The following is a 24,805-nucleotide window of genomic DNA, read 5'->3' on the forward strand; positions in this document are numbered from 1 at the left end:
CCCGGAATAATTTGCCGCCGGCGTATAGCTGATGCTGGTGCCGCTGGCCGTCGCCGTGCCGTGCGCGGCGGCGGAATCCACCGACACCGACGTCGCCGCGCCGCCGCCCAGGTTCAAGGTGATCGGAGTGGCGCTGCTGCCGTAAGCCACTGTGGCGCTGACGGCGCCGGCAGTGGGTACGGCAGGCGACACCGTGATCGTCACGGTGGCCGCCGCCGAGGTGCCTCCGGCGTTGGTGGCCGTGTAGGTGAAGCTATCCGGCCCGGAATAATTTGCCGCCGGCGTATAGCTGATGCCGGTGCCGCTGGCTGTCGCCGTACCGTGCGCGGCGGCGGACGCCACCGCCACCGAGGTCGCCGTGCCGCCGCCCAGGTTCAGGGTGATCGGAGTGGCGCTGCTGCCGTAGGCCACCGTGGCGCTGACGGCGCCGGCAGTGGGTACGGCAGGCGACACCGTGATCGTCACGGTGGCCGCCGCCGAGGTGCCTCCGGCGTTGGTGGCCGTGTAGGTGAAGCTATCCGGCCCGGAATAATTTGCCGCCGGCGTATAGCTGATGCCGGTGCCGCTGGCTGTCGCCGTACCGTGCGCGGCGGCGGACGCCACCGCCACCGAGGTCGCCGTGCCGCCGCCCAGGTTCAGGGTGATCGGAGTGGCGCTGCTGCCATAGGCCACCGTGGCGCTGACGGCGCCGGCAGTGGGTACGGCAGGCGACACCGTGATCGTCACGGTGGCCGCCGCCGAGGTGCCGATGCCGTTGCTGGCCGTATAGGTGAAGCTGTCCGGCCCGGAATAATTTGCCGCCGGCGTATAGCTGATGCTGGTGCCGCTGGCCGTCGCCGTGCCGTTCGCGGCGACGGACGCCACCGTCACCGACGTCGCCGTGCCGCCGCTCAGGTTCAGGGTGATCGCAGTCGGACCGCTGCCGTAGGCCACCGTGGCGCTGACATTGCCGGCAACTGGCGCACCGGGCGCCACGGTAAGAGAATAGGCGCGTGTGCCGCTGGCAGCAAGCGCATCGGTCGCCTTGACGGTGAAATTGAATGTCCCCGCTGCCGCCGGCGTGCCGGACAAGGTACCAGCGGCAGACAGGGTCATGCCTGCAGGAAGCGAGCCAGTCGTCACCGCATAAGAATATGGTGTCGCTCCCCCAGTCGCGCTCAAGATTTGCGGCGAATACGCCAGGCCAGCTGTGGCATTGGGCAGACTGGCAGGCGATATTGTGATGGCAGGAATAATTGTAACGTTGATAGTGAGTGGGAGATTGCTACCGTCTTCCACTACAAAAGTATCCAAGGTGGCACTGGTGACCGTATTCCTGTAGCGCACGATATTCGTGGCTACCATATCACCTTCCAACACGCCAAATGACGGCGGCGTCAAGACACGCCCCGTCAGGCCGAAGGCATTGCAAGACGCAGCCCAAAAATCCTCGCTCTCGACGGTCCCACCCGCCTGGACGGTGAGGTTGACCGGAGAGCACGGACTGGCGGCCGCCGCCGCCTGATACGAGGACAGGGACAACAGGACAAACAACAGGCCCATCGCAAACTGCATCAGCCACGGCGGCAGGGCCTTGGCTCGCAGTGCAGCGTGCAGGCCATCGGCCCGAAAACCGGCACCCCTCGCAGGTGCCGACAGCCATCCAAATCGGGTGGAGTTTAAAAACATCATCATCCTTCAAGACATTTCTGGGGTGGAAGGTTCGAACTGGGCCAGACAACTTCAAGGCCACCGCCACGCCGCTTCCGGTGAATTGCGACAGAAAAAAAAAGCTTCCCAAGATCATTGACGCTTGCTTTACATCAACGTATGCTACTACGCGTAGTAAATAAAGCAACTAAAAAATGTTGCCCAAAAAAGATATTTTAATGTAAATCAATTGCGGCTAGCAAATGTATCAATATTGTTCCATTTCACAACAGCTACGATGGGGAGAGAAATGTCATGTCTGATGTCTATGTAGGCCAAATCATGATGGCCGGCTTTGCCTTTGCGCCAAAAGGGTTTGCCGCTTGTAACGGGCAATTAATGCCGATTCAACAGAATCAAGCCCTGTTTTCCCTGCTGGGTACGCAATTCGGCGGTAACGGACAATCTACCTTTGGCTTGCCCGACCTGCGTGGCCGCACACCTTGCGGTGCAGGCGCTTCCGCCGACGGGAAATGGCAACCCGCCCCGCTGACACAGGGCACGTCAGCCGGTGTAGAGGCTGTCACCTTGCTATCGACCCAGCTTCCGATGCACAACCACACCGCCAACGCGCTGACGACGGCGGGCGCCATCAAGAACCCCACCGGCGCGCTGTATGCCGGCAGCGGGAGCGAATCGATCTATGTCGCCGCTACGGGGCCGCAGGTGGCGCTGTCGCAGCAGACGCTGGCAGCCATAGGCGGCAGCACTGCGCACAACAATATGCAGCCCTTCCGTACCATCAACTTCACGATCGCCTTGAGTGGCACCTATCCAGCGCGTAACTAACCACGCCTGACAACACCGCCGTGTCCCACCTTTTTACGGAGTACAGCCATGTCTGATTGTTATGTAGGGGAAATTCGCCAGTTTGCCTTTTCACGCGTCCCCAACGGATGGTTTGCCTGTGACGGCAGCCTCAAATCTATTGCAGATTATCAAGTACTGTTTGTGCTGCTAGGCACCACCTATGGCGGCGATGGCCAGAACACCTTTGGCCTGCCGGATTTGCGCGGCCAGCTGCCTTTACACCAGGGCCAGGGAACAGGATTGACGAATCGCGTCATCGGCGCATACGGCGGCAGCGAAACAGTCACCTTGACTACAGCCACGATTCCCCAGCATACCCATACCTATTACGCCACCAACACCACGGCCGATGTGGCAACGCCCGGGCCGACGCTGGCCCTGGGCGCCGCCACCGGCGGCGACAATATGTACGCAACCAGCGCGGCTGGAAGCGTACCCCTGGTGCTGTCGACCGCCGCCTGTGGCAGCGCTGGCGGCAATCTGCCCCATGAAAACTGCATGCCGACGATGGCCGTGTCATTTTGCATCGCCTGGCAGGGAATATTCCCTACGCAGCAATAACAACGCCAGTCCACCCGACTTCACAGGAGAAAAATCGTGGCATCACCATTCATCGGCGAGATTCAAATCTTCGGTTTTAGCTTTCCACCAGCAGGCTGGGCGCTGTGCAACGGCGCCACCTTGCCACTGCAGCAATACTCCACGCTGTATGCGCTGATCGGCACGACCTACGGCGGCAACGGCACCACCAACTTCCAGCTGCCCAACCTAGTCGGCCGCGCCGCCTGCAGCCAGGGCACGGGAACAGGCCTGACGCCACGCAATATCGGCCAGCCATTTGGCAGCGCCAGCGTGACGCTGACGACGCCGGAAATGCCGGCGCACAATCATGTCATGACCGTCAACCGCCAGCCGACGGCCAGTCTACAAAGCAACGTTCCGGTACAAGACGCATTGCTGCTGGCACCGGGCAAGACGGCAGCCATGACGCTCAGCACTTCCCCCAATACCACGCTGGCGCCCAAGGTCATAGGCTTGACCGGCGGCAGCCAGGCGCACGAGAACCGCCAGCCCTTGCTGGCACTCAATTACTGCATTGCATTACAGGGGGAGTTTCCGAATTTCGGTTGAACGTAGCGGCCTGGCCGGCGCGCCGCCGGCCAGGCCTGCATACTGGGGCATGGCCTAGTTGAACACGGCCTGGTAGAGAAAGCCGTGATTGTCGCGCGCCACGGGCACCAGGAAAATCCCCACCTCGCCGAAAGCGTCATGCTGCAACTGGAAGATTTTCTGGTTGAAGACGATGGCGGCAGAATTGTGAAAAAGCAAGCTGAATGGCGGGCGCAGCATCCCCTGCAAGGTCGGTGCAGGCAGCGGGCGCGCCTCCACCAGGGTGAACGGCGCGTTGCCGTCGCTGGCCGAGACAAACGTTTCATTCAGGCGGGAGGCAAAGTGCTCGAGGGTCAGTATATCCATGGTGCATTTCCGTTTTGATAGAGACAGGCCAGTCATTTATTCTAAATGAATCATTGCCATATTAAAACTCTTTTCATGCAGGAGCCGCGCACAGGCGGCCCCCGGCCAGCCTGGCGGATTTAGCGCATCGCTTCCTCCAGCCCCGGCGCAAACTCGGCGCCGTGCTTGACCTGCGCGGTGGAAGCCTTCAGGGTGGCGCCGATCGGCTCGGCGCGGCCAGCCAGGCACTGCCCCAGGAAGTTTTCCGTCACCGCATTGAAGGCGATATTGTTCACGGGCCGGGCAAAGCCATGGCCTTCATCGGGGAACAGCACATAGGTGACGGGAATGTTCTTGGCCGCCATGGCCGCCACGATCTGGTCCGATTCGGCCACGTTGACGCGCGGGTCGTTCGCACCTTGACCGATCAGCAGCGGGCGCTGGATGTTCTGCGCAAAGTTCAGCGGCGAACGCTCCTTCAGCAAGGCCTTGCCCTCCTCCGTGGTCGGGTCGCCCATGCGCTTGTAGAACTGCTGCTTGCCCGCTTCCCAGTATGGCGGGATGGTTTGCAGCAAGGTGAACAGGTTCGACGGGCCGACGATGTCCACGCCGCAGGCAAACGTGGTCGGCGTAAACGCCATGCCGGCCAGGGTCGCGTAGCCGCCGTACGAGCCGCCCATGATGGCCACCTTGTCGGCCGTGGTCACGCCGCTCTTCACGGCCCATTGCACCGCGTCGAGCAGGTCGTCATGCATCTTGCGCCCCCACTGCAGGTCGCCGGCCGAGATGAACTGCTTGCCGAAGCCCGTCGATCCCCGGTAGTTCACCGACAGCACGGCATAGCCGCGGTTGGCCAGCCACTGGTGATAGCTGTTGTAGCCATACGTGTCGCGCGCCCACGGGCCGCCATGCACGAGCAGCACCATCGGCACCGCATGGCTGGCCTTGCCGCCGGCGCTGGCCTTCGAGGCCTGCGGCAGGGTCAGGTAGGACACCAGGGTCAGGCCATCGCGCGCCTTGATTTCCTGCGGATACATGGGCACCAGCGGCGCGCCCACCAGTTCCGGCCGCGTGACGTACAGCTGCGTCAGCTTTTTGCTCTTGCGGTCATACAGCCAGCTCGATGCGGGTGCCGTGACGGCATCGACGCCGACCAGCCATTTATCGTCCGCTTCCGTGCGCGACGTGACGTTGAACTGTCCCTGGGTATGCTTCTTCAGGAAGGCCAGGTCGGCCTTCAGCTCGTCCGTCAGCGGCAGGTACTCCTGCTGCAGGTAATCGACGGAATACGCCTGCACCTTGCCCGTGCGCGTGTCGTACAGCGCGTCCGAGATGTCGGCGCGCGGGTCTTGCGCCACCACCGTGGTCTTGCCGCTGGCCACGTCCTGCGCCAGCAGCGCCGAGGTATTGCGGCCGCGCGAATCGGTCCAGTACAGGGTCTTGCCATCGACCGTGAAGGCCAGCGGCGCCGTCGTCTGCGCATCTTCCAGCCCCACTTCCGCCAGCGGCGCGCTCTCGACCTTGCCGTCGGTCATGCGGAAATACTGCATGCCGCCATCGGCGCGCGCCTTGCTGGCGATGCGCAGCTTGAGCTGCTCGTCCGCCAGGAAGCCGGCATAGCCGTCATTCCGCTGCACCAGGGTCAGCTTGCCGCTGGCCAGGTCCAGGCTGTACACGTCATGCCAGCGCGCATCGCGGTTATTGACGCCAACGAGGATGCGGTCCTTGACCTTGCTGCTGATCTGCACGATCCGCACGCGGGTCTTCTCGAACGGCGTGTAATTGATCTGCTTGCCGGTGGCCACGTTCACGCCGTACAGCAGGAAATTCTCGTCGCCGCCCTTGTCCTGGATGTACAGCAAGGTCGTCGAATCGGGCGACCAGAAACTGCCGCGGATCGGCCGTACCTTTTCTTCCGTCAGCGCACGCGCCTGTGCCAGGTCGCTGGACGGCGCCACCCACACATTGAGCACGCCGTCGCGCGGCGCGATCCACGACAGCCACTTGCCGTCCGGACTGATGCGCCCACCGGACTTGCTGGGATTGCCAAATATCTTCGCCCGCTCGATCAGCGGCGTATCGTTGACGGGGGCTTGGGCGTGCGCCGGCAGTACGCCGGCAAACAACAGGGCAGGCAGGGCATAGCGAATCATGGACACCTCATGGTTGATGAATGAAGGAAAACTTCACACGTACATGTGCCAGCACAGCATAGGCCAAAACCGTATTGCCAGGTTGACCAGGCGACAGGGGACGCAAATCGGGGGATGGAATGGCGAAAATGGGGCCTGGCTGGCGGCGCAGCCTGGAAGGCATCCGCAATCTGCAGGAAACATGGCCCTTTGCTGCCGGGAAATCGCGGCAATCAAATTGCCAAATCTGCATCTTGCATGGTTTTCAACTGGGACATTTTGTCTCAATGTATGGAAATTGTTTTCAAGTAGTATGCATCGGAAGGTGCTGCACCTCACCCTTGCATGGTGGTCGCTGGCCTTGTCGCCCCTCTCATCCGCATTCGGCACATCACTGCGCCTGATGCCCTGCTTGTTTCATGGCTGGATATAATGAAAGCTTCAAACCGGATGCCTGCCGGGGGATGGTTAGAAAAAAATGTGGCTGCTGAAGCAGCGTGTTGAGGGAGTGTTCCTCACAATGGATAGTCTCAAGTAATAGCCTGGAAATACTCAAAATGCTGGATTGGACCCCTATAGTCTTCGTTACCTTCAAGGCTCTCGTGCTCTGCACGGGCATGTTCTTCGCCATCAAGTGGCATTACGATCAAGGCAAGAAGGACAAGGATAAGGCGAAGCAGAATCGCGCGGTGCTGCGCGCAAGCGGCAAGGTCGTCGCAATCTTCATGCTATCGCTGCTGGCCCTGGGAATCGTCACCTTCTTCGTCGTCAAGACGGTCGGTTTGGAGATGACCTTCCCCTGATGCCGAAGCATGGCCGGGCGATGTCAACAGTCGGAAATGGCGGAGCCGGACCGCGCCGCCATGGCGACAAGCGCGCTGGCTGCAATGGCCGAACGCGACGACGGCAAAGGCACGGAAAATCCTACGCCGCGTAAACGGAAAAACCCGGTACTAATAGTATACAAACGTATACTGTTAGTACCGGGTTTATATACAGATGAATCTGTATGTCCTTGAATCTAATGGTCGGGGCGAGAAGATTCGAACTTCCGACCCCATGCACCCCATGCATGTACGCTACCAGGCTGCGCTACGCCCCGACGAGGTGAGAATTATAGCAGACGCTTTTAGGTTTTTGCCATGCTTTACGCATGATTCATATCGAACTGCGCAAACTTTTTTGCATGCCCCCGGCAAGCGGCCTATTCGCTCAGCAGCAGCGCCGTCAGGACGATGCGGAAACCGGCGATCAGGGGCTCCACCTTGACGTCTGGATTATGAATGAAGCGCACAGGCAAGCCCTGGTACATGGCGACCAGGGCATCGAGGCGCCCCTGCAGCATCTCTTCGTCGGCCGGCAAGCCGCGCTTGATGCGCGCATCCTTGATAATGGACAGGAACATCTGGCGTGAACGCCGGTCAGAGCATTGCAGCATTTCGGCGATGGCGGGATTGCGCGATGCCTCGGCAAAAATTTCCAGCGGCATCATCCACGTTTTCGGATCCAGCGCTTCCAGCACATGCTCGCCCGCATTGTCGATCACGGCCTGCAGCGGGTCGTCGCGCTGCGCCAGGTCCTGCATCAGGTTCGAGACCCGCTCCGTATTCTGCATGACGAAGGCGGCGATGATCGCATCCTTGCTGTCAAAATAATTATAGATGTGGCCCGCGCTCATGCCGGCCGCCTTGGAGATCTCGGCCATGCTGGCGCCGTGGAAGCCGCGGCGGCTGAAACAGCTTTCGGCCGCATCGAGCACCTGCTTGCGCCGCGTGTTGGCGCGTTCGGGATCCGGATGCTTCTTTTCAACTTGGTTCATGACTTTTCCAGTAGCGCGCCGGCCCTGCCCTTGCGGGCAAGGCCGGCGTCGGCGTCCCCGTGATTATTGGACGCCGCCAGCCGCCGCGACGGCTGTCTGCTCAGGCTGCCAACCGCCGCCCAGCACCTTGTACAAGGTCACCAGGTTGGTCGATTTGGCCAAACGCGCCGTGATCAGGCTTTGCTGCGCCGCGTACAGCGCGCGCTGGGCCACCAGGGCGTTCAGGTAGGACTCGGCACCCTGCTTGTAGCGCGCGTCGTGGATAGTGTAGCTCTTCGTCGACGCCTCGACCAGCGAGACCTGCGATTGCAGGCGCTCGTCGATGGTGCCGCGCTGCGCCAGCGCATCGGACACTTCCCGGAAGGCGACCTGGATCGCCTTTTCGTATTGCGCCACGGAGATTTCACGCTGCACCTTGGCGATATCGAGGTTGGCGCGGTTCACGCCGCCATCGAAGATCGGCAAGCTGATCTGTGGGATGAAGCTCCACGTGCCGCTGCCCGCCTTGAACAGGCCCGACAGGTTGTCGCTCAGCGAACCGGCCGTGGCCGTCAGCGAAATGCGCGGGAAGAAGGCCGCGCGCGCCGCGCCGATGTTGGCGTTGGCGGCGCGCAAGGTGCGCTCGGCCGCCAGCACGTCGGGACGGCGTTGCAGCACGTCCGACGGCACGCCGGACGGAATGTCCGCCAGCGCCGTCACGGCGCCGAACTCGCCTTGCGGCAACAGCTCGGCCGGCACCGGGCCGCCCACCAGCAAGACCAGCGCGTTTTGATCGAGCGCCACCTGGCTCGTGTAGACGGCCACGTCGGAACGGGCCGACTCGACACTGGTCTGGGCGTCGTACTTGTCCAGGCCGGAAGTGGCGCCGGCACTGAAGCGGCGCACGGCCAGGTCATACGACGACTGCTGGCTCTTCAGGGTATCTTGCGCCACGCGCAGGCGCTGCTGGTCGGCCACCAGGTTCAGATAGGTGCTGGCCACTTCGGCCACCAGGCTGATCTGCTGTGCACGGCGGGCTTCTTGCGTGCCCAGGTATTGCTCCAGCGCGCTGTCGGACAGGCTGCGCACGCGGCCAAAGAAGTCCAGCTCGTAGGCCGACACGCCCAGGTTCGCCGTGTACTGGCGGTTGATGGACGCTTCGCCGTTGGCGCTGGCGTTCTTCGGCACGCGGCTGGCCGACTGGCCGCCGGAAGCGGACAGGGTCGGGATCAGCGCGGCGCGTTCGATGCCATAGGTGGCGCGCGCCTTCTCGATGTTCAGGATCGAGACGCGCAGGTCGCGGTTGTTGGCCAGCGCCAGTTCCAGCACCTGGCGCAGGCGCGCGTCGGCAAAGAACTCGCGCCAGGCGAGGTCCGCCACCGGCTTGGCGTCGGCGGCGGCCGCATCGGCCTTGTAGGAAGGCCCGGTCGGCCAGGCCGTGGGCGCCGGCGCAGCCGGACGCTCGTACGTGGGAGCCAGGCTGCAGCCGGCCAGCAAGGCCAGCGCCGCCATGGAGAGTAGCGATTTTTTCATATTAATGTGCATCCTTGGAAAGCGTGACGGCTGGCGAGCCAGGCGTCGCCGGCGTGGCGGGCGCGTCCTGCTTCGAGAAGAAGCCGCGCACCAGCACGAAGAACACCGGCACGAAGAAGATACCGAGGAAGGTGGCCGTCAACATGCCGCCCAGCACGCCGATACCGATGGCGTTCTGGCTGCCGGAACCGGCGCCGCTGGAAATAGCCAGCGGCAACACGCCCAGGCCGAAGGCGATCGAGGTCATCAGGATCGGACGCAGACGCAGACGCACCGCGTGCAAGGTCGCGTCCAGCAGCGACATGCCCGATTCCTGCATTTCCTTGGCAAACTCGACGATCAGAATCGCGTTCTTCGCCGACAGGCCCACCACCGTGAGCAAGCCCACCTGGAAGTACACGTCGTTCGACAGGCCGAACATCCACGTACCGAGCACGGCGCCGATCACGCCCAGCGGCACCACCAGCAGCACGGAGAACGGAATCGACCAGCTCTCATACAGCGCGGCCAGGCACAGGAACACGATCAGCAGCGACAGCGCGTACAGCTGCGGCGTCTGCGAACCGGATTCGCGCTCTTCCAGCGAGACGCCGGTCCAGCTCATGCCGATGCCAGGCGGCAGCTTGGCCACCATCTCTTCCATCGCGTTCATGGCGGCGCCCGTGCTCTGGCCCGGCGCCGGCGTGCCGAGGATCTCGACCGACGGCAAGCCTTCGTAGCGCTCCAGGCGTGGCGACGCGTAGATCCACTTGCCGGTGGCAAAGGCGGAGAACGGCACCATCTGGCCGGCGGCATTGCGCACGAACCACTTGTTCAAGTCCTCCGGCAGCATGCGCGAACTGGCATCGCCCTGGATGAACACTTTCTTCACGCGACCACGGTCGAGGAAGTCGTTGACATAGGAACTACCCCAGCCCACGCTCAGCACGCGGTTGATTTCCGAGATCTGCAAGCCCAGCGCGGTGGCTTTCTGCTGGTCGATGTCGATCTTGTACTGCGGCGTATCTTCCTGGCCGTTCGGGCGCACGCCCACCATGACGGGGTTTTGCGACGCCATGCCCAGCAGCTGGTTACGCGCCGCCATCAGGGCGTCGTGGCCGACACCGCCGATATCCTGCAGTTGCATGTCGAAACCGGTGGCGTTACCCAGTTCCAGCACGGCGGGCGGCGCAAACGTAAACACCATCGCATCCTTGATCTGCAACAACTTGCCCATGGCGCGACCGGCTACGGCCGGCGCTTTCTGTGACACGTCCTTGCGCAACGCCCAGTCCTTCAGGCGCACGAAGGCGATACCCGTGTTCTGGCCGTTACCGCCGAAGCTGAAACCGGCCACGGCAAACACGGAAGCGACGTTGTCTTTCTCGCTGTTCATGAAGTGGTCTTCGACCTGCTCGATCACTTTCAGGGTGCGCTCTTGCGTGGCGCCCGTCGGCAATTGAATCTGCGTAAACAGGATGCCCTGGTCTTCTTCCGGCAGGAAGGACGTCGGCAGGCGCATGAAGATGAACACCAGGCCGGCCAGCAACAGCACGTACAGCAGCATCGAGCGGGCGCGGTGCGTGATCATGGCGCCGACCCAGCCCTGGTAGGTGTTGCTGCTGCTGTCGAAGCTGCGGTTGAACCAGCCGAAGAAACCCTTGTTGGTGGCGTGGTGGCCCTTCTCGACCGGTTTCAGCAGGGTGGCGCACAAGGCCGGCGTAAACACCAGCGCGACGATGACGGACAGCACCATCGACGACACGATGGTGATCGAGAACTGGCGGTAAATCACGCCCGTCGAGCCGCCGAAGAAGGCCATCGGCACGAACACGGCCGACAGCACCATGGCGATACCGACCAGCGCGCCCGTGATCTGCGTCATGGACTTGCGCGTCGCTTCCAGCGGCGACAAGCCCTCTTCGCTCATCACGCGCTCGACGTTTTCCACCACCACGATCGCATCATCGACCAGCAAGCCGATGGCCAGCACCATGGCGAACATGGTCAAGGTGTTGATCGAATAGCCGAACGCGTTCAGGATGCCGAAGGTACCGAGCAGCACGACCGGCACGGCCATGGTCGGGATCAGGGTGGCGCGGAAGTTTTGCAGGAACAGGTACATCACCAGGAACACCAGGATGATCGCCTCGACCAGGGTCTTGACCACTTCTTCGATGGACAGTTTCACGAACGGGGTCGTGTCGAACGCCACCTGGTAGGTCATGCCTTCAGGGAATTGCTTGCTCAGCTTGCTCAGCATGGCTTTCGCCGCGTTGGCCGTGTCGAGCGCGTTGGCGCCCGTCGCCAGCTTGATCGCCACGCCCGTTGCCGCATGGCCGTTGTAGCGGGCCACGGTGTTGTAATTCTCGCGGCCCAGTTCCATGGTAGCCACGTCCTTCAGGTGCACCATGGCGCCGTCGGTGGTGGTTTTCAGCAAGATGGCGCCGAACTGCTCGACCGTCTGCAGACGGCTCTGGGCCGACACGGTGGCGTTCAGCTGCTGGCCCTTGACGGATGGCGTGCCGCCCAGCTCACCGGCCGACACTTCCGCGTTCTGCGCCTGCACGGCCGTGATCACGTCCGCCGGGGTCAGGTTGAAGCTTTGCAGCTTGGCCGGATTGAGCCAGATGCGCATCGCGTACTGCGAACCGAACAGGGTCACGTCGCCCACGCCGGCGGCACGGCTGAGCGGATCGACGACGTTGGCGGCCACATAGTCGCTCAAGTCGGTCTGGTCCATCTTGCCGTTTTCGGAAATGAAGCCGAACACCATCAGGAAGTTCTTCGTCGCTTTCGACACGACGAGACCCTGTTGCGTGACAGCCGTCGGCAGCAGTGGCGTGGCCAGCTGCAGCTTGTTCTGTACCTGCACCTGGGCGATGTCGGGATTGGTGCCGCTGGTAAACGTCAGCGTGATGCTGATGCCGCCAGTCGCATCGCTCGACGAAGCCATGTAGCGCAAGCCATCGATGCCCTTCATCTTTTGTTCGATGACCTGGGTGACGGCGTCTTCCACGGTCTTGGCGGAAGCGCCAGGGTAGGAGCCGCTGATCGAAATCGACGGCGGAGCAATGCTCGGGTACTGCGCGATCGGCAGGCTGAGGATCGAAATCACGCCGGCAAGCATGATGACGATCGCGACCACCCAGGCAAAAATCGGGCGGTCAATGAAAAAACGGGCCATTAATATTCTCCTGGATTAGTGGGCGCTGGCAACCGATGCGGCGGCAGAAGCGGCGGCGGCCTTGGCCGGCACGGCAACGGCTGGCGCGCCTGGCTTGACTTTTTGCAAGCCTTCCACGATCACGCGGTCGCCTGCGGCCAGGCCGGACGTCACCAGCCAGTCGGTGCCGACGGTGCCGCTGGTGGTCAGCACGCGTTGCTCGACCTTGTTTTCCTTGTTCAGGATCAGGGCGGTGGCCTGGCCCTTCTGGTTGCGCGTCACGCCCACCTGCGGCACGGTGATGGCTTTTTCATCGACGCCCGTTTCCAGCTGGGCACGTACGTACATGCCAGGCAGCAATTCGCCTTTCGGGTTCGGGAACAGCGCGCGCAAGACCACGTTGCCGGTGGTCGGATCGACCGTCACGCCGGCGAACTGCAGCTTGCCCGATTCGCCATACTTGCTGCCGTCCGGCAAGATCAGGTCGACCTTGGCCTGGCCTTCGCCCACTTTTTTCAGCGAACCGTCGGCCATCTGGCGTTTCAGACGCAGCAGGTCCGTGCTCGACTGGGTCACGTCGACATAGATCGGATCGAGTTGCTGCACGGTGGTCAGGGCTTCCGCCTGGCCCGCCGTGACCAGCGCGCCGGCCGTCACGGTCGAGCGGCTGGTGCGGCCGCTGATCGGCGCCGTCACGGTGCTGTAGCGCAGGTTGATGTTGGCCGTTTCCAGCGCCGCAGTGGCGGATTCGACATCGGCCTTGGCTTGCTCGAAGGCGGCGACGGCATCATCGTATTCCTGGCGGCTCACGCCTTCGATGGCGACCAGTTCCTTGTAGCGCGACGCTTTCGGACCGGCCGTCAGCAGGTTGGCCTTGGCTTTCGACAGCGCGGCCTTGGCCGAATTATAGGCAGCCTGGTAGGTGGCGGAATCGATCTGGTACAAGGCCGTGCCCGCTTTCACATCGCTACCCTCGACGAACAGGCGCTTCTGGATCAAGCCACCGACTTGCGGACGCACATCGGCGACCTGGTAGGCATTCGTACGGCCGGGCAATTCGGCACTCATCGGCAACGCGGCCGGATTAACAGTAAACACGACCACCTGTGGCGCTTGCTGCGCGTGAGGTGCTTCCTGTTTTTTACTGCAGCCGGCCATGATTACAGTGGCGCACAGAACGGCAATAGCGCCGCTCGTACGCGGCGACGTCAAGGAAAAGGTTGGTTGCATCTTGGACTTTCTGAAAAAGAAGCTGGCTAGTGTCGTTAGAAATGACTAAATTTATTAACGCAGATCAAAGAATGAACGATCATTCTAAAATCGTCAAGCATCGTTACAATTGAAACATAGTAACTATCAAGCGAATTAAATTATCAATGAGGCAACAGATTGAGGACAGCGACAGCGGCGGCACGCCAGCAAAGTCAGCTACGAACCTGGCGGACGACGGCAAAAACGGCAATGCGGTAAAGGTGGATTGAGTGAATACTGTAGCAGGGTCAAGATTTCTTTGCTGAACTGAACGACAAGGGTGCGGCACCGGCCGCCAGGCAGGCGTCGAAAAAATAATTCTTTACCAATGGTATCGAAAAGACATGCCGCGACGGACGCGCTACTATATTGGCCATGGTGTGGCGGAGCGGAGGCGCGATGATGACGGCACAGGCGCAAGGAGAAACACAGCACGATGGCGCGCACGGCCCAGGCACGCCGCCACTGCTGTCGACCGGCGTCGCCGGCCTCGATACCATCCTGACGGGCGGCTTGCTGGCCGAGCGCCTGTATCTGATCGAAGGCGTGCCCGGCACGGGCAAGACCACCCTGGCATTGCAATTTCTGGCCGAAGGCGCGCGCAGCGGCGCGTCCGTGCTGTATATCGCCCTGGCGGAATCCGCGATCGAGCTGCGTGGCGCGGCCCTGTCGCATGGCTGGGACCTGGCCGGCATCGCCATCGAAGAGGTGGCGCCCAGCGACGATATCCTCGACCCCGAGCGCCAGTACACCATCTTCCACCCGTCGGAAATCGAACTGGCGTCGACCAACCAGCGCATCCTCGCCGCCATCGAAAAACACCGCCCTGCACGCCTCGTGCTCGACTCGCTGTCCGAACTGCAGCTGCTGGCGGAAAACCCCCTGCGCTACCGGCGCCAGGTCGTGGCGTTGAAGCAATACCTTGCCAGCCGGCACTGCACCACCCTCTTGATCGACGACCGTTCCGCCCTCAATGACGGCTTGCAAGTGCGTAGCGTGGCCCATTGCGTGATCGCGCTGGAATTGCAGCACCAGGCGTATGGCAATGACCGGCGTCGCGTGCGGGTGGTGAAATACCGGGGCGTGTCGTTTCGCAGCGGCACGCATGACTACAAGATCGCCGACGAGGGCCTGGTCGTCTATCCGCGCCTGGTGGCGGCCGATACGCGCCGCGATGGCGACCATCGGCGCCTGTCGAGCGACGTGCCGGAACTCGACACCATGACAGGCGGCGGCCTGGAAGAGGGCATGAGCACGCTCATTTCCGGCCCCGCCGGCAGCGGCAAGTCCACGCTGGCGGCGCAATTCGTGCATGCGGCCACGATGCGCGGCGAACCGTGCGCCATGTTCCTGTTCGAGGAAGCGCGCAGCAAGCTGCTGAACCGGACCGACAACGTGGGCATGCGCCTGCAGGCGGCGCTCGACACCGGCCTGCTGAGCGTACAGCAAGTCGACCCGGCCGAGCTGACCCCCGGCGAGTTCGCCCAGGCCGTGGTCGACGCGGCGGAACGGGGCGCCCGGGTGATCGTCATCGATAGCCTGAACGGCTACATGCACGCCGTGCCCGACGAGCGCTTCCAGAGCACCTACCTGCATGAACTGCTCAATTACCTGAGCCAGCGCGGCGTGGCCACCCTGCTCGTCGGCGTGCAGCAAAACATGCTGGGCACCTCGATGACGACCGCGGCCGACGCCAGCTACCTGGCCGACGGCGTCATCATGCTGCGCTATTACGAAACGGAAGGCGAGGTGCGGCAAGCCATTTCCGTGTTCAAGAAGCGCGGCAGCGCGCACGAGCGCAGCATCCGCCCCTTCCAGATCAGCCCGCAAGGCATCCGCATCGGCCCGCCCCTGGCCGGCTTTCACGGCATCCTGTCGGGCTTGCCCACCATCGGCGGCACGCCCTTCCCCTAGGAGTGATCATGGAGCAGCGCATCCTGATCTACGCGCCTGGCGGCCAGGACGCCGCCCTGGCCGCCAGGGTGCTCGCCGGCGAAGGCATTTCCTGCCACGCCTGCCGCTCCGCCGGCGACCTGGCCGAACAGCTGGCGCTGGGCGCCGGCGGCGTGCTGACGGTGGAGGAAGCCCTGCCCGCCGGCATGTACTCCGTGCTCGACGCCTACGCCCGCCAGCAGCCGGACTGGTCCGATTTGCCCATCATCCTGCTGACGCACGCGGGACTCGATTCCCTGCCCTTGCGGCAAGCCGTCGCCACCCTGGGCAACCTGACCCTGCTGGAACGCCCCGTGCACATCTTGACCCTGATCACCTCGGCCCAGGCCATGCTGCGCGCGCGCCAACGTCAGTACCAGGTGCGCGAGACGCAGCGGCGCAAGGACGAATTCCTTGCCAGCCTCGGGCATGAACTGCGCAATCCGCTGGCGCCCATCAAGACCTCGGTGGCCCTGCTCAAGCACCTGTATCCGGCATCGGAGCAGGTCGGCAAGGTGAGCGACGTGATCGAGCGCCAGGTGACGCACCTGACGCGGCTGGTGGATGACTTGCTCGACGTGGCGCGCATCACCAGCGGCAAGGTCATGCTGCAGCGCAAAGAGTTCACCTTCCAGCAAGTGCTCGACCATGTGATCGAGTTGTCTCAGCCCGCAGCCGCCAGCCGGCATATCCGCATCACGCAGGACTTGCCGCCGCATGCAGTGACATTGCACGCCGACTACGCCAGGGTGGTGCAGATTTTTGCCAATATCGTCTCGAATGCCGTGAAGTTCACGCCGGATGGCGGGCACATCCACATTACGGCGCGCCAAGTGCAGGACCGCTTGCTGGCGACGGTCGAAGACAATGGCATCGGCATCGCCCCGGACGCCATCGCGCGCATCTTTTCCATGTTCGAACAGGGACCCACCGTGGCGGGCCAGATGGCCAGCGGCCTGGGCATCGGCTTGAGCCTGGCGCGCCAATTTGCCGAGATGCATGGCGGCAGCATCGAAGCCTATAGCGACGGCCCCGGGCGTGGCAGCCGCTTCATCGTCACCTTGCCGGCCAGCGTCGGCAACGCCCCGGCCGCCATGTCGGCCGCCGCCAGGAGCGAGGCACCCGCCAGCGCTGGCCAGCCGGTGCGGGTGCTGGTGGTGGACGACAACCGCGACGCGGCCGATTCCTTGCAAAGCCTGTTCCTGCTCGAGGGCTATGCCGCCAGCGCCGCATATGGCGGCGCACAGGCGCTGGCCGCCGTCGACCAGGCGTGGCCGCAACTGGTCGTGATGGACCTGGGCATGCCGGACATGGATGGCTACGAGGCGGCACGCCAGATACGCCAGCGCGCGCAGGGACGCCCGGTGCTGCTGATCGCCCTCACAGGCTGGGGACAGGGTGAGGCACGCTCACGCACGGAACAAGCCGGTTTCGACCATCACCTGACGAAACCGGTGGATTTCGCCGCCATCACCGCCCTGCTGGAACAGCACCTGGCGCGGGGTGCGGACGCGGCTACGCGAGCGCCATAGCGCTTATTTCCACTTGCCGCGCAGTTCCTGCACCTTTTGCTGCAACAGTTCCGGCGTGGCGGCCTCGGGCGGCACGGGCATGCCGACGGCCAGCGACAGACGCGAGCGCAAGCCGGCCTTGAAGGCGCGCTCGAACAAGTGACCATTGCGATGACTCAACAAATGTCCCCACAAGCCGCGCAGCGCCAGCGGAATCACGGGCACCTTGCTGCGTTCGACGATCTTGGCGATGCCGCCCTTGAATTCGCTGATCTGGCCCGTGCGGGTCAGCTTGCCTTCGGGGAAGATGCACACCAGTTCGCCTTCGTGCAGCGCTTGCGCGATATCGATGAAGGCCTTTTCCATGAGGAACGGGTCTTCCTTGGCGGGCGCGATGGGGATCGCCTTGGCCGTGCGGAAAATCCAGCCCATCAGCGGCATCTTGAAGATGCGGTGGTCCATGACGAAACGGATGGGGCGTGGGCTGGCCGCCATGATGACGATGGCGTCCACATAGCTGACGTGGTTGCACACCAGCACGGCCGCCCCTTCCGTGGGGATGCGCTCGCCATCGACGACTTTCACGCGGTGCACGGTCTGGATGAGTATCCACGCGAGGAAGCGCATGAGGAATTCCGGCACCAGCGAGAAGATGTAGGCGGCCACCAGCGCGTTCAAAATGGCCGTGACGAGGAACAGCTGGGGAATCGTAAATCCTTGGCCCAGCAGCACGATGGCCACGCCGGCCGCCGCCACCATGAACAGCGCGTTGAGGATATTCATGCCGGCGATCGTGCGCGAAATGTGTTTCGGGTCGCAGCGCGTCTGGATCAGGGCGAACAGGGGCACGATGAAAAAGCCGCCGAACACGCCGATCATGACGATGTCGAGCAAAATGCGCGGCACGCCCGCCTGGCCCACAAAAGCCAGCGCATCGACCACTTGCGTGTTCGCATACGCATTGCTGGCGAAATACAGGTCGATGCCGAACAGCGACAGGCCGATGGAGCCGAACGGCACCAGGCCGATCTCGATCTTGTGGCCCGACAAACGCTCGCACAGCAGGGAGCCCGTGCCGATGCCGACGGAAAACACGGTCAGCAGCAGCACGAACACGCTGTGGTCGCCATGCAGGAAATCCTTCGAATACACGGGGAACTGCGCCAGGATCAGGGCGCCGTAAAACCAGAACCAGGAGTTGCCCAGCATGGCCAGGAAGACGGGACGGTTCTTGCGCGAAAAATTCAGGTTGCGCAACGATTCGGCGACGAAGTTCAGACTCACCTTCAAGTCCGGCTCCGGCGCGGGCGTGCGCGGCACGCGGTAGCTGGCGACCAGGCCGAACACGGCCACGGCAATCGTCGCGCCGGCCACCAGTTCCACGCCCAGCGGCTTGTGCACGATCAGCACGGCGCCGAGGATTTCACCGAGCAAGATGCCGACGAAGGTGCCCATCTCGATCAGGCCGTTGCCGCCGACCAGTTCCTCGGGCTTGAGCTGCTGCGGCAGGTAGGCATACTTGACGGGACCGAACAGGGTCGAATGCACGCCCATGCCTACCACGGCGGCCACCAGCAGCCACAGGGTATGCGTCATCCAGCCGGCGGCGGCCATGGCCATGATGGCCAGTTCCATCCATTTCACGAAACGCGCCAGGCCCGCTTTTTCGAATTTGTCGGCCAGCTGGCCCGCCGTGGCCGAAAACACCACGTAAGGCAGGATGAACAGGCCGGGAATCAGGTTGGTGATGGTGGACGGGTCGAGCGTGGTCCAGCTCAGCGCATCGTAGGCGAGGATCACCATCAGGGCCGTCTTGAACAGATTGTCGTTGAAGGCGCCGAAGAACTGGGTCCAGAAGAAGGGCCCGAAACGGCGCTGCGACAATAAGGAAAACTGGCTGCTTTGACTCATGGCATGGGGGACCGGCAATTAAGGAATTGCTAAAATACAGCACTATCTTGCGCACGACAATCTGAATGTCGTCATCTTGCTTGGCATCAATACCGAAAGCGCCGCGCCGCGCCGTGCTGGCCCCGCACCCGACGCCTTTCCCTGACACGACAGAAATCGCCTGTTTCTTAATAATAAGGTAATGTGCGCATATCGCTGGCGCCCCTGCCCGCCCCTCCGAAAGCTGCCTCCATGTCTGGATTCACATCATTGACCATCCTGGCCCTGCTGGTCACCGCCTTCGTGCTGGTGCTGCAGCACCGCAGGAAAGTAGCGGATCTGGAATTGCTGACGGCGCGCCTGCGCAAGGAAGTCGACGCCATCGGGCAGCGCCTGCGCGCGCTGGAAGGCCAGGCCGAAGCGCCAGTGGCCGCGCCCGCCAGCGTGGCGCCGGAGGCCAAGCCACAGCCCGTGGCCCTGCCCGTGCCGCAAGCGGCCCCGATCAAGGTGGCCGAGGTGGCGCAGGCCGCGCCGGCAGCAGTTTCCGCGCCAGCCGCACCGGTGCCGCCGAAACCAATCCCGGCAAGTCCGCCGGTTCCCGCCAGGCCAGCTCCCGCCGTCCCCAATACCCCTTCCTGGATCGCCCACCCTGACGGTCTCGTTGCCAAGGCGAAGAACTGGTTATTTACGGGCAACCTGGTTGCCAAGCTGGGCTTGCTGATCCTCTTCCTCGGCGTCAGTTTCCTGCTCAAGTACGTGTCGGCGCAGGTGACGCTGCCCATCGAACTGCGCCTGGCCGGTATCGCGCTGGCCGATATCGCCCTGCTGGCCTGGGCCTGGCGCATCCGCCTCAGCCGTCCCGGCATCAGCTTGCCGCTGCAGGGCACGGCGCTGGCGATCTTGATGCTGGTGACGTTTGGCGCCTTCCGCCTGTATGAGCTGATCCCGGCCGGCCTGGCGTTTGCCGTGCTGTTCGTGCTGACGGCGTTCACGTGCTTGCTGGCCGTGCTGCAAAACGCCGTCTGGCTGGCCGTCTTCGGCATCGTCGGCGGCTTTGCCGTGCCGCTGCTGGTGTCGACGGGCAGCGGCAACCATATCGGCCTGTTCAGCTATTACGCGCTGCTCAATGCGGGCGTCTTCGCCATCGCCCTGCGACGCGCCTGGCGCGTGCTCAATGTGCTGAGCTTTGGCTTCACCTTCGTCGTCGCCACCACCTGGGGCCTGCTGCGCTACACGCCCGAGCACTACCTGTCGACGCAGCTGTTCCTGATCCTGTTCGTGCTGTTCTATATCGGCATCGCCATCGCCTATTGCGCGCGCCAGGCGCCGCGCCTGAAACACTATGTGGATGGCACGCTCGTCTTCGGCACGCCGCTGGCGGCCATGGGCCTGCAATACGGCCTGGTCCGGCACTTTGACTTCGGCCTGGCGTTTTCCGCGCTGCTTGCCGGATTGACCTACACGGGCCTGGCCGTGGCGCTGTGGCGCAGGAATGGCTTCAAGCTGCTGGCCGAAGCCTTCCTCGCGCTGGGTGTCGTCTTCGGCACCCTGGCCATCCCGTTCGCCCTCGACGGCCGCTGGACGTCCGCCGCCTGGGCGCTGGAAGGCGCGGCCATCGTCTGGGTCGGCTTGCGCCAGCGCCAGACCCTGGCCTGGGCCTTCGGCCTGCTGGTGCAGGGGGCTGCCTGGCTTGCCTTCCTTGGCGCCATGCAGGGACTCGATACGGCGGCGGCCTTGCAGGCCAACATCTGGCTTGGCTGCGCGCTGCTGGCCGCCGCCGCGCTGGTGATGGCCTACAATTTCCGCCGCCACGCCAGCCACCTGCATCCTGAGTTCATGAGCAGCCTGTCCGTGCTGTTCCTGACGGCCGCCACGGCCTGGCTGCTGGGCGGTATCTGGAGCGAAATCCTGCTGCGCACGGATGCATCCACGCAACTGAACCTGCTGACCGTCAGCGCGCTGGCCGTGACCGCCCTGCTGGCATGGCTGGCGCGGCGCGAGCAATGGCATGCGCCGCGCGCCCTGCTGCTGGCCGTGCAGGTCCTCGCCGGCATGATCTTGCTCAGCCGCGCCAGCTGGGCCTGGGACCAGCATCCGGCCAGCCTGTTCGACGGCTCCTTCCTCAGCGCCCTGCTGCTGGGCGCCGCCGCCTTTGCCAGCGCCCGTTTCCTTGCGCTGCGCGCGCGTGGCGGCGACGAGCTGCTGGCCCTGGTAGCACGCCCCCTGCTGGTCTGGAGCGGCTTGCTGTGGTTTGCCGCCATCCTCGTGCCGCTCGTCAGCTGGCTGCTGCGCCTGATCGACGGCGACCTCGCCATGCAGCCGCACGCGGGCGAATACTGGCTGGCGCTGTACCTGATCGCCGTGTCCGTCACGACGCCCGCGTTCGCCCTCCTGGCGCGGCGCCTCCATTGGCCGCAACTGCGCTGGATCAGCGTGGCCGTCTGGCTCGGCCTGGGCCTGTACAGCGCCACCGTGCTGCTGGCGCTGTATCTGCTCGACTACCTGCCGACGGGCTTGAGCTGGCTGGCGCTGGCCTGCGCGCTGGCCTCCGGAGAGTTCATGTTGCATACCTGGCCGCGTGCCGGCTGGCACCTGAGCCCGCGTGTGCTGCGCCTGCTGCACACCGTGCGCGCGGCCGGACCATGGCTGATGCTGTGGCCCGTCGGCGCCATCCAGCTCGACGCCTGGCTGGCACAGCATGAAGGCAGCGTCAGCCCCGCCTGGTCGCGTTATCTGCCGGCCTGGGCCATGATGCTGGTCCTGGCCTGGCTGATCCGCCGCTGCCGCGCCGGCGCCTGGCCGGTGGCGCCGATCGCCGCGTGGTACCAGCGCACCCTGATACCGCTGGGCGCGCTGTGGTCGCTGCTGCTGATCGCCGCGTGGAACATCCTCGACGACGGCGCCATGGCGCCCCTGCCCTATTTGCCGTTGCTCAATCCGCTGGACCTGAGCACGGGATTTGCCGTCCTGCTGGCCATCGCCAGCTACCGCTTGCTGCCCGCGAAGCTGTCGCCCTTGCCCGCCGTGTGGCAGGCGCGCCTGCCCGTCATGGCCGCGTGCCTGCTGTATGGCTGGTTCAACCTGATGCTGCTGCGCACCGTGTCGAATTACCTGGGCGTGCCGTATACCTTCGACGCCATGCTGGCCTCGCAATTCGTGCAGGCGATGCTGTCGCTGGTGTGGAGCGTCACGGCCCTGCTGCTGATGCGCCACGCGGCGCGCCATCAACGGCGCCAGCAGTGGAGCCTCGGCGCCGTTTTGCTGGGCTTGGTTGTCGTGAAACTGTTCCTGATCGACCTGTCGAACGTGGGCGGCATCGAACGCATCGTCTCGTTTGTCGGCGTCGGCTTGCTGATGGTCTTGATCGGCTACCTGGCCCCCTTCCCCAAGGCTGCCGCGCCAGCGCCGGCCGAACCGCAACAAGGAGCCGCATGAAAGCCGCATTCCTCTTTTACACATGGTTATTGGCTGGCGCCGCGCTGGCCGCCCAGCCTCAGGACAGGCCACAGGATTATCGCTGGAGCATCGCGCTAACGCTGCAGCCAGGTGCCGGCCTGAGCCGCATAAGCGTGCCCACCGACGTGTACCTGCACGCGCGCTCGGCCAGCCTGGCCGATGTGCGCCTGTTTGACGCGACGGGCAAGCCACTGGCGTTCGCCCTGACGGCCCCGCCAACGCAGTCGCGCACGCAGCGCGACACGATTGCCATGCGCATCTTTCCCGTCAACGGCAGCCACATCGGCTACTACGAACTGGACAACGTGGATATCCGCACCGGCAATGACGGCCGCCTGTTATCCGTGACGGCGCGTGGCGGCAGTGCGCACGATGCAACGCCGGGCTTGCAGGAGCTGATCCTCGACGCGGGTCCGCCCGCCAAGGACAGCCGCATCGACGCCCTGCGTTTTACCTTGCCACCGGGAACCGACAACTACAATGCGCAAGTGCTGCTGGAAGTGAGCGACGATTTGAAGCAATGGGACGCCATCGCCACCACCGCCCTGAACTGGCTGCGCAACAGCGACACGCAAACCCTGGCCAACGACCGCATCGAATTCTCCCCGCGTAGCTTCCGCTATGCGCGGCTGAGCTGGCAATATGGCGACCCCATCACTTTCGCCAGCATCGCCGCGCAGCAAGTCAGTGTTACGGCCCTTGTCCCGCCGCGCGCCACCATCGCGCTGAAAGGAACGACAGGCAAGAGCGTGGACGAGCGCCTGTATGCCACGCCGATCGCCATTCCCGCCGACAGCATCGGTTTGCAGCTGGATGAAGGCAACACCTCCATGCCCGTCACCCTGGGCGTGTATCACCCGGCCAGCGAAGCGCCGCGCCATCGCCTGCACCTGCGCCCGCAGGCGCGCGCCACGCAAGCGGCCTACTTCGAGCCACTGCTCACTACCACCTTCTACCGCATCAGCATGGATGGCAAGGAACGCGTGTCCGGCGACCTGTCCATGCCCGTCGTGCAAACGGCGCAATGGGTGCTGCGCCCGCAATATCAAAGCGGCACGAACCCGAACCTCAACTCCGTCCTGCGCCTGGGCTGGACACCGGCCAGCCTGGTGTTCCTGACCAGCGGCAAGGGGCCATATCAACTGGTTTTCGGCAAGAATGGCGCAACCTCGGCAGCACTGCCCCTGTCGCAGGTGGCGCCCGGCTTCACGCAGGAAGAATTGCTGGCGCTGCCTGTCGCCACGGCAGCCAAAGTAGTGGCGCTGACCAGCGACGCCCCCGTCGAGAAAACGCCCGACGGCGCAGGCTTGCGCCTGGCCGCGCTATGGGCGGCACTGCTGCTGGGCGTGGCCGTGCTGGGCTTTTTTGCCTGGCGTTTGCTGTCACAGATGAAAGAGGAACAAGGCAGTAGCAACAAGCAGGAACATTAGCCGCGCGGACGCGATCAATATCGCTGCCTCACTGCCGCAGCAGCGCCTTGAACGTCTGCGGCATCCATGGCCGCGCCGCCAGCATGAAGCTGATGGCCAGGCGCTCATCGCCGGGCAGGCGCGCGTCTTCCTGGTGCTGCTGCGAGAATTCCACCGCCACTTGCTTCAAGCGTTCCAGCAGGGCGGCCGTGGATTTTTTCGACAGCATCACGTTTACCAGGCGCAACAATTCCGTCTCGCCATCGAATTGCGAATTCAAGTAGTCGCCATAGGCTTCCTTTTTGAAATACGTATGGATGGGACCGTTCGGTATCCACGCAAACGTGCGCGCCACCAACAGTTTGACCCGGTTATTCGGCAGCAGTTCCAAAAAACCGATCTTGTCGAGGCGCAGCAGGTATTTCACGGCTTGCGCCTCGCTGATGTCGTAGATGGCGACGATCTGCTCCAGCGGCAGCAGGTTCAGGGCGGACACGGCCACCACGAACAGCCGGGTGTCCTCGATGATTTCCTTTTCCTGCGCATACGTCAGCCCCGTGATCAGGGTGGGCGCGGCCTGCGATGCCTGCACGGCCAGCGCCAGCTGCTGGAAATCGCTGCCGATGGCCACCAGGATCTGGTCCAGCCGCTGCAGCGTAAATTGCTTCTGCGAAAACATCCGCTTGACGCTGGCTTCGGACACGCCGATGCGCTGGGCCAGCTCGGCATACGTGACGGCGCGCGCCTTCAACAGGCGTTTCAAGGCTTCGATCAAGGCGTGGGTTTGCGGCATG

18 protein-coding genes and 1 tRNA gene are annotated in these 24,805 nt (G+C 63.6%); 9 read left to right on the top strand and 10 right to left on the bottom strand.

The features are described 5' to 3' along the window. Window positions 1–1,674: Ig-like domain-containing protein (locus J0O65_RS27390; RefSeq protein ID WP_353056256.1), on the bottom strand; the 1,674-nt coding region annotated here is incomplete at its 3' end. A 270-nt stretch (window positions 1,675–1,944) separates the two neighbouring features. Here J0O65_RS27390 and J0O65_RS27395 point away from each other — a divergent pair. Genes J0O65_RS27395 through J0O65_RS27405 form a run of 3 tightly spaced genes read left to right on the top strand, consistent with a single transcriptional unit; the run spans window position 1,945 to window position 3,630 of the window. Then, entirely contained in the window at window positions 1,945–2,478 is a 534-nt protein-coding gene (locus J0O65_RS27395; protein WP_215410272.1) for a phage tail protein, read from the top strand. Window positions 2,479–2,526: 48 nt separating this feature from the next. Continuing rightward, entirely contained in the window at window positions 2,527–3,060 is a 534-nt protein-coding gene (locus J0O65_RS27400) for a phage tail protein (protein WP_215410273.1), read from the top strand. Between the two features lie 36 nt (window positions 3,061–3,096). Continuing rightward, window positions 3,097–3,630, top strand: a complete 534-nt coding sequence (locus tag J0O65_RS27405; protein WP_215410274.1) for a phage tail protein — start codon at window positions 3,097–3,099, stop codon at window positions 3,628–3,630. 54 nt (window positions 3,631–3,684) lie between these two features. Here the strand turns inward: J0O65_RS27405 and J0O65_RS27410 are convergent, their stop codons facing one another. Together J0O65_RS27410 and J0O65_RS27415 are read right to left on the bottom strand one after the other, a co-directional pair. Then, window positions 3,685–3,975: a DUF6916 family protein gene (locus J0O65_RS27410; RefSeq protein ID WP_215410275.1), complete on the bottom strand. Its 291-nt coding sequence runs from the start codon at window positions 3,973–3,975 to the stop codon at window positions 3,685–3,687. Between the two features lie 119 nt (window positions 3,976–4,094). Beyond that, on the bottom strand, window positions 4,095–6,107 hold the full coding sequence (locus J0O65_RS27415) for a S9 family peptidase (protein WP_215410276.1): 2,013 nt from the start codon (window positions 6,105–6,107) through the stop codon (window positions 4,095–4,097). On the opposite strand from J0O65_RS27415, the gene J0O65_RS27420 reads away from it, so the two are divergent. Continuing rightward, window positions 6,106–6,519 carry a hypothetical protein gene (locus J0O65_RS27420; RefSeq protein WP_215410277.1) on the top strand — a complete coding sequence of 138 codons (414 nt, stop codon included), beginning with the start codon at window positions 6,106–6,108 and terminating at the stop codon, window positions 6,517–6,519. The two genes, J0O65_RS27415 and J0O65_RS27420, sit on opposite strands and share 2 nt — an antisense overlap. Before the next feature lie 124 nt (window positions 6,520–6,643). Then, entirely contained in the window at window positions 6,644–6,889 is a 246-nt protein-coding gene (locus J0O65_RS27425; protein WP_215410278.1) for a hypothetical protein, read from the top strand. A 222-nt stretch (window positions 6,890–7,111) separates the two neighbouring features. On the opposite strand, the gene J0O65_RS27430 is transcribed toward J0O65_RS27425, so the two are convergent. From J0O65_RS27430 to J0O65_RS27450, 5 genes are all read right to left on the bottom strand, one after another. Then, window positions 7,112–7,188, bottom strand: a tRNA-Pro gene (locus J0O65_RS27430). A 102-nt stretch (window positions 7,189–7,290) separates the two neighbouring features. Then, a complete protein-coding gene (locus tag J0O65_RS27435; RefSeq protein WP_215410279.1) occupies window positions 7,291–7,905 on the bottom strand; it encodes a TetR/AcrR family transcriptional regulator in 615 nt (204 codons plus the stop codon). 63 nt (window positions 7,906–7,968) lie between these two features. Beyond that, window positions 7,969–9,417, bottom strand: a complete 1,449-nt coding sequence (gene adeC, locus J0O65_RS27440; RefSeq protein WP_215410280.1) for an AdeC/AdeK/OprM family multidrug efflux complex outer membrane factor — start codon at window positions 9,415–9,417, stop codon at window positions 7,969–7,971. A gap of 1 nt (window position 9,418) precedes the next feature. Beyond that, window positions 9,419–12,583, bottom strand: a complete 3,165-nt coding sequence (locus J0O65_RS27445; RefSeq protein WP_215410281.1) for an efflux RND transporter permease subunit — start codon at window positions 12,581–12,583, stop codon at window positions 9,419–9,421. 15 nt (window positions 12,584–12,598) lie between these two features. Next, window positions 12,599–13,792 carry an efflux RND transporter periplasmic adaptor subunit gene (locus J0O65_RS27450; RefSeq protein WP_215410282.1) on the bottom strand — a complete coding sequence of 398 codons (1,194 nt, stop codon included), beginning with the start codon at window positions 13,790–13,792 and terminating at the stop codon, window positions 12,599–12,601. A 420-nt stretch (window positions 13,793–14,212) separates the two neighbouring features. Between J0O65_RS27450 and J0O65_RS27455 the strand changes: the two genes are divergently transcribed. Together J0O65_RS27455 and J0O65_RS27460 are read left to right on the top strand one after the other, a co-directional pair. Then, the gene (locus J0O65_RS27455) at window positions 14,213–15,727 is read left to right on the top strand and encodes an ATPase domain-containing protein (protein ID WP_251374033.1); all 1,515 of its coding nucleotides are present in this window, start codon (window positions 14,213–14,215) and stop codon (window positions 15,725–15,727) included. Window positions 15,728–15,735: 8 nt separating this feature from the next. After that, window positions 15,736–17,277 carry a hybrid sensor histidine kinase/response regulator gene (locus J0O65_RS27460; RefSeq protein ID WP_215410283.1) on the top strand — a complete coding sequence of 514 codons (1,542 nt, stop codon included), beginning with the start codon at window positions 15,736–15,738 and terminating at the stop codon, window positions 17,275–17,277. Window positions 17,278–17,280: 3 nt separating this feature from the next. On the opposite strand, the gene J0O65_RS27465 is transcribed toward J0O65_RS27460, so the two are convergent. After that, the gene (locus tag J0O65_RS27465; protein ID WP_215410284.1) at window positions 17,281–19,167 is read right to left on the bottom strand and encodes an MFS transporter; all 1,887 of its coding nucleotides are present in this window, start codon (window positions 19,165–19,167) and stop codon (window positions 17,281–17,283) included. Between the two features lie 231 nt (window positions 19,168–19,398). Between J0O65_RS27465 and J0O65_RS27470 the strand changes: the two genes are divergently transcribed. Then, entirely contained in the window at window positions 19,399–22,581 is a 3,183-nt protein-coding gene (locus J0O65_RS27470) for a DUF2339 domain-containing protein (protein ID WP_215410285.1), read from the top strand. Further along, window positions 22,578–24,032 (top strand): DUF3999 family protein, encoded by a 1,455-nt coding sequence (locus J0O65_RS27475; RefSeq protein WP_215410286.1) that lies wholly within the window; start codon window positions 22,578–22,580, stop codon window positions 24,030–24,032. Before J0O65_RS27470 ends, J0O65_RS27475 begins: the two co-directional genes overlap by 4 nt. A gap of 28 nt (window positions 24,033–24,060) precedes the next feature. Here J0O65_RS27475 and J0O65_RS27480 read toward each other — a convergent pair whose 3' ends face one another. Further along, window positions 24,061–24,804, bottom strand: a complete 744-nt coding sequence (locus J0O65_RS27480; protein ID WP_251374034.1) for a helix-turn-helix domain-containing protein — start codon at window positions 24,802–24,804, stop codon at window positions 24,061–24,063. Window position 24,805 lies beyond the last annotated feature (1 nt).

This window comes from Janthinobacterium sp. JC611 (assembly GCF_018682595.1).
GTDB lineage: Bacteria > Pseudomonadota > Gammaproteobacteria > Burkholderiales > Burkholderiaceae_D > Janthinobacterium.

What these genes read in the sequence shown, in the direction of transcription:
- J0O65_RS27395 (WP_215410272.1), top strand. Translation starts at nt 1,945, where the DNA reads ATGTCTGATGTCTATGTAGGCCAAATCATGATGGCCGGCTTTGCCTTT.
- J0O65_RS27400 (WP_215410273.1), top strand. Translation starts at nt 2,527, where the DNA reads ATGTCTGATTGTTATGTAGGGGAAATTCGCCAGTTTGCCTTTTCACGC.
- J0O65_RS27410 (WP_215410275.1), bottom strand. Translation starts at nt 3,975, where the DNA reads ATGGATATACTGACCCTCGAGCACTTTGCCTCCCGCCTGAATGAAACG.
- J0O65_RS27420 (WP_215410277.1), top strand. Translation starts at nt 6,106, where the DNA reads ATGGACACCTCATGGTTGATGAATGAAGGAAAACTTCACACGTACATG.
- J0O65_RS27415 (WP_215410276.1), bottom strand. Translation starts at nt 6,107, where the DNA reads ATGATTCGCTATGCCCTGCCTGCCCTGTTGTTTGCCGGCGTACTGCCG.
- J0O65_RS27425 (WP_215410278.1), top strand. Translation starts at nt 6,644, where the DNA reads ATGCTGGATTGGACCCCTATAGTCTTCGTTACCTTCAAGGCTCTCGTG.
- J0O65_RS27435 (WP_215410279.1), bottom strand. Translation starts at nt 7,905, where the DNA reads ATGAACCAAGTTGAAAAGAAGCATCCGGATCCCGAACGCGCCAACACG.
- adeC (WP_215410280.1), bottom strand. Translation starts at nt 9,417, where the DNA reads ATGAAAAAATCGCTACTCTCCATGGCGGCGCTGGCCTTGCTGGCCGGC.
- J0O65_RS27445 (WP_215410281.1), bottom strand. Translation starts at nt 12,583, where the DNA reads ATGGCCCGTTTTTTCATTGACCGCCCGATTTTTGCCTGGGTGGTCGCG.
- J0O65_RS27450 (WP_215410282.1), bottom strand. Translation starts at nt 13,792, where the DNA reads ATGCAACCAACCTTTTCCTTGACGTCGCCGCGTACGAGCGGCGCTATT.
- J0O65_RS27455 (WP_251374033.1), top strand. Translation starts at nt 14,213, where the DNA reads ATGATGACGGCACAGGCGCAAGGAGAAACACAGCACGATGGCGCGCAC.
- J0O65_RS27460 (WP_215410283.1), top strand. Translation starts at nt 15,736, where the DNA reads ATGGAGCAGCGCATCCTGATCTACGCGCCTGGCGGCCAGGACGCCGCC.
- J0O65_RS27465 (WP_215410284.1), bottom strand. Translation starts at nt 19,167, where the DNA reads ATGAGTCAAAGCAGCCAGTTTTCCTTATTGTCGCAGCGCCGTTTCGGG.
- J0O65_RS27470 (WP_215410285.1), top strand. Translation starts at nt 19,399, where the DNA reads ATGTCTGGATTCACATCATTGACCATCCTGGCCCTGCTGGTCACCGCC.
- J0O65_RS27475 (WP_215410286.1), top strand. Translation starts at nt 22,578, where the DNA reads ATGAAAGCCGCATTCCTCTTTTACACATGGTTATTGGCTGGCGCCGCG.
- J0O65_RS27480 (WP_251374034.1), bottom strand. Translation starts at nt 24,804, where the DNA reads ATGCCGCAAACCCACGCCTTGATCGAAGCCTTGAAACGCCTGTTGAAG.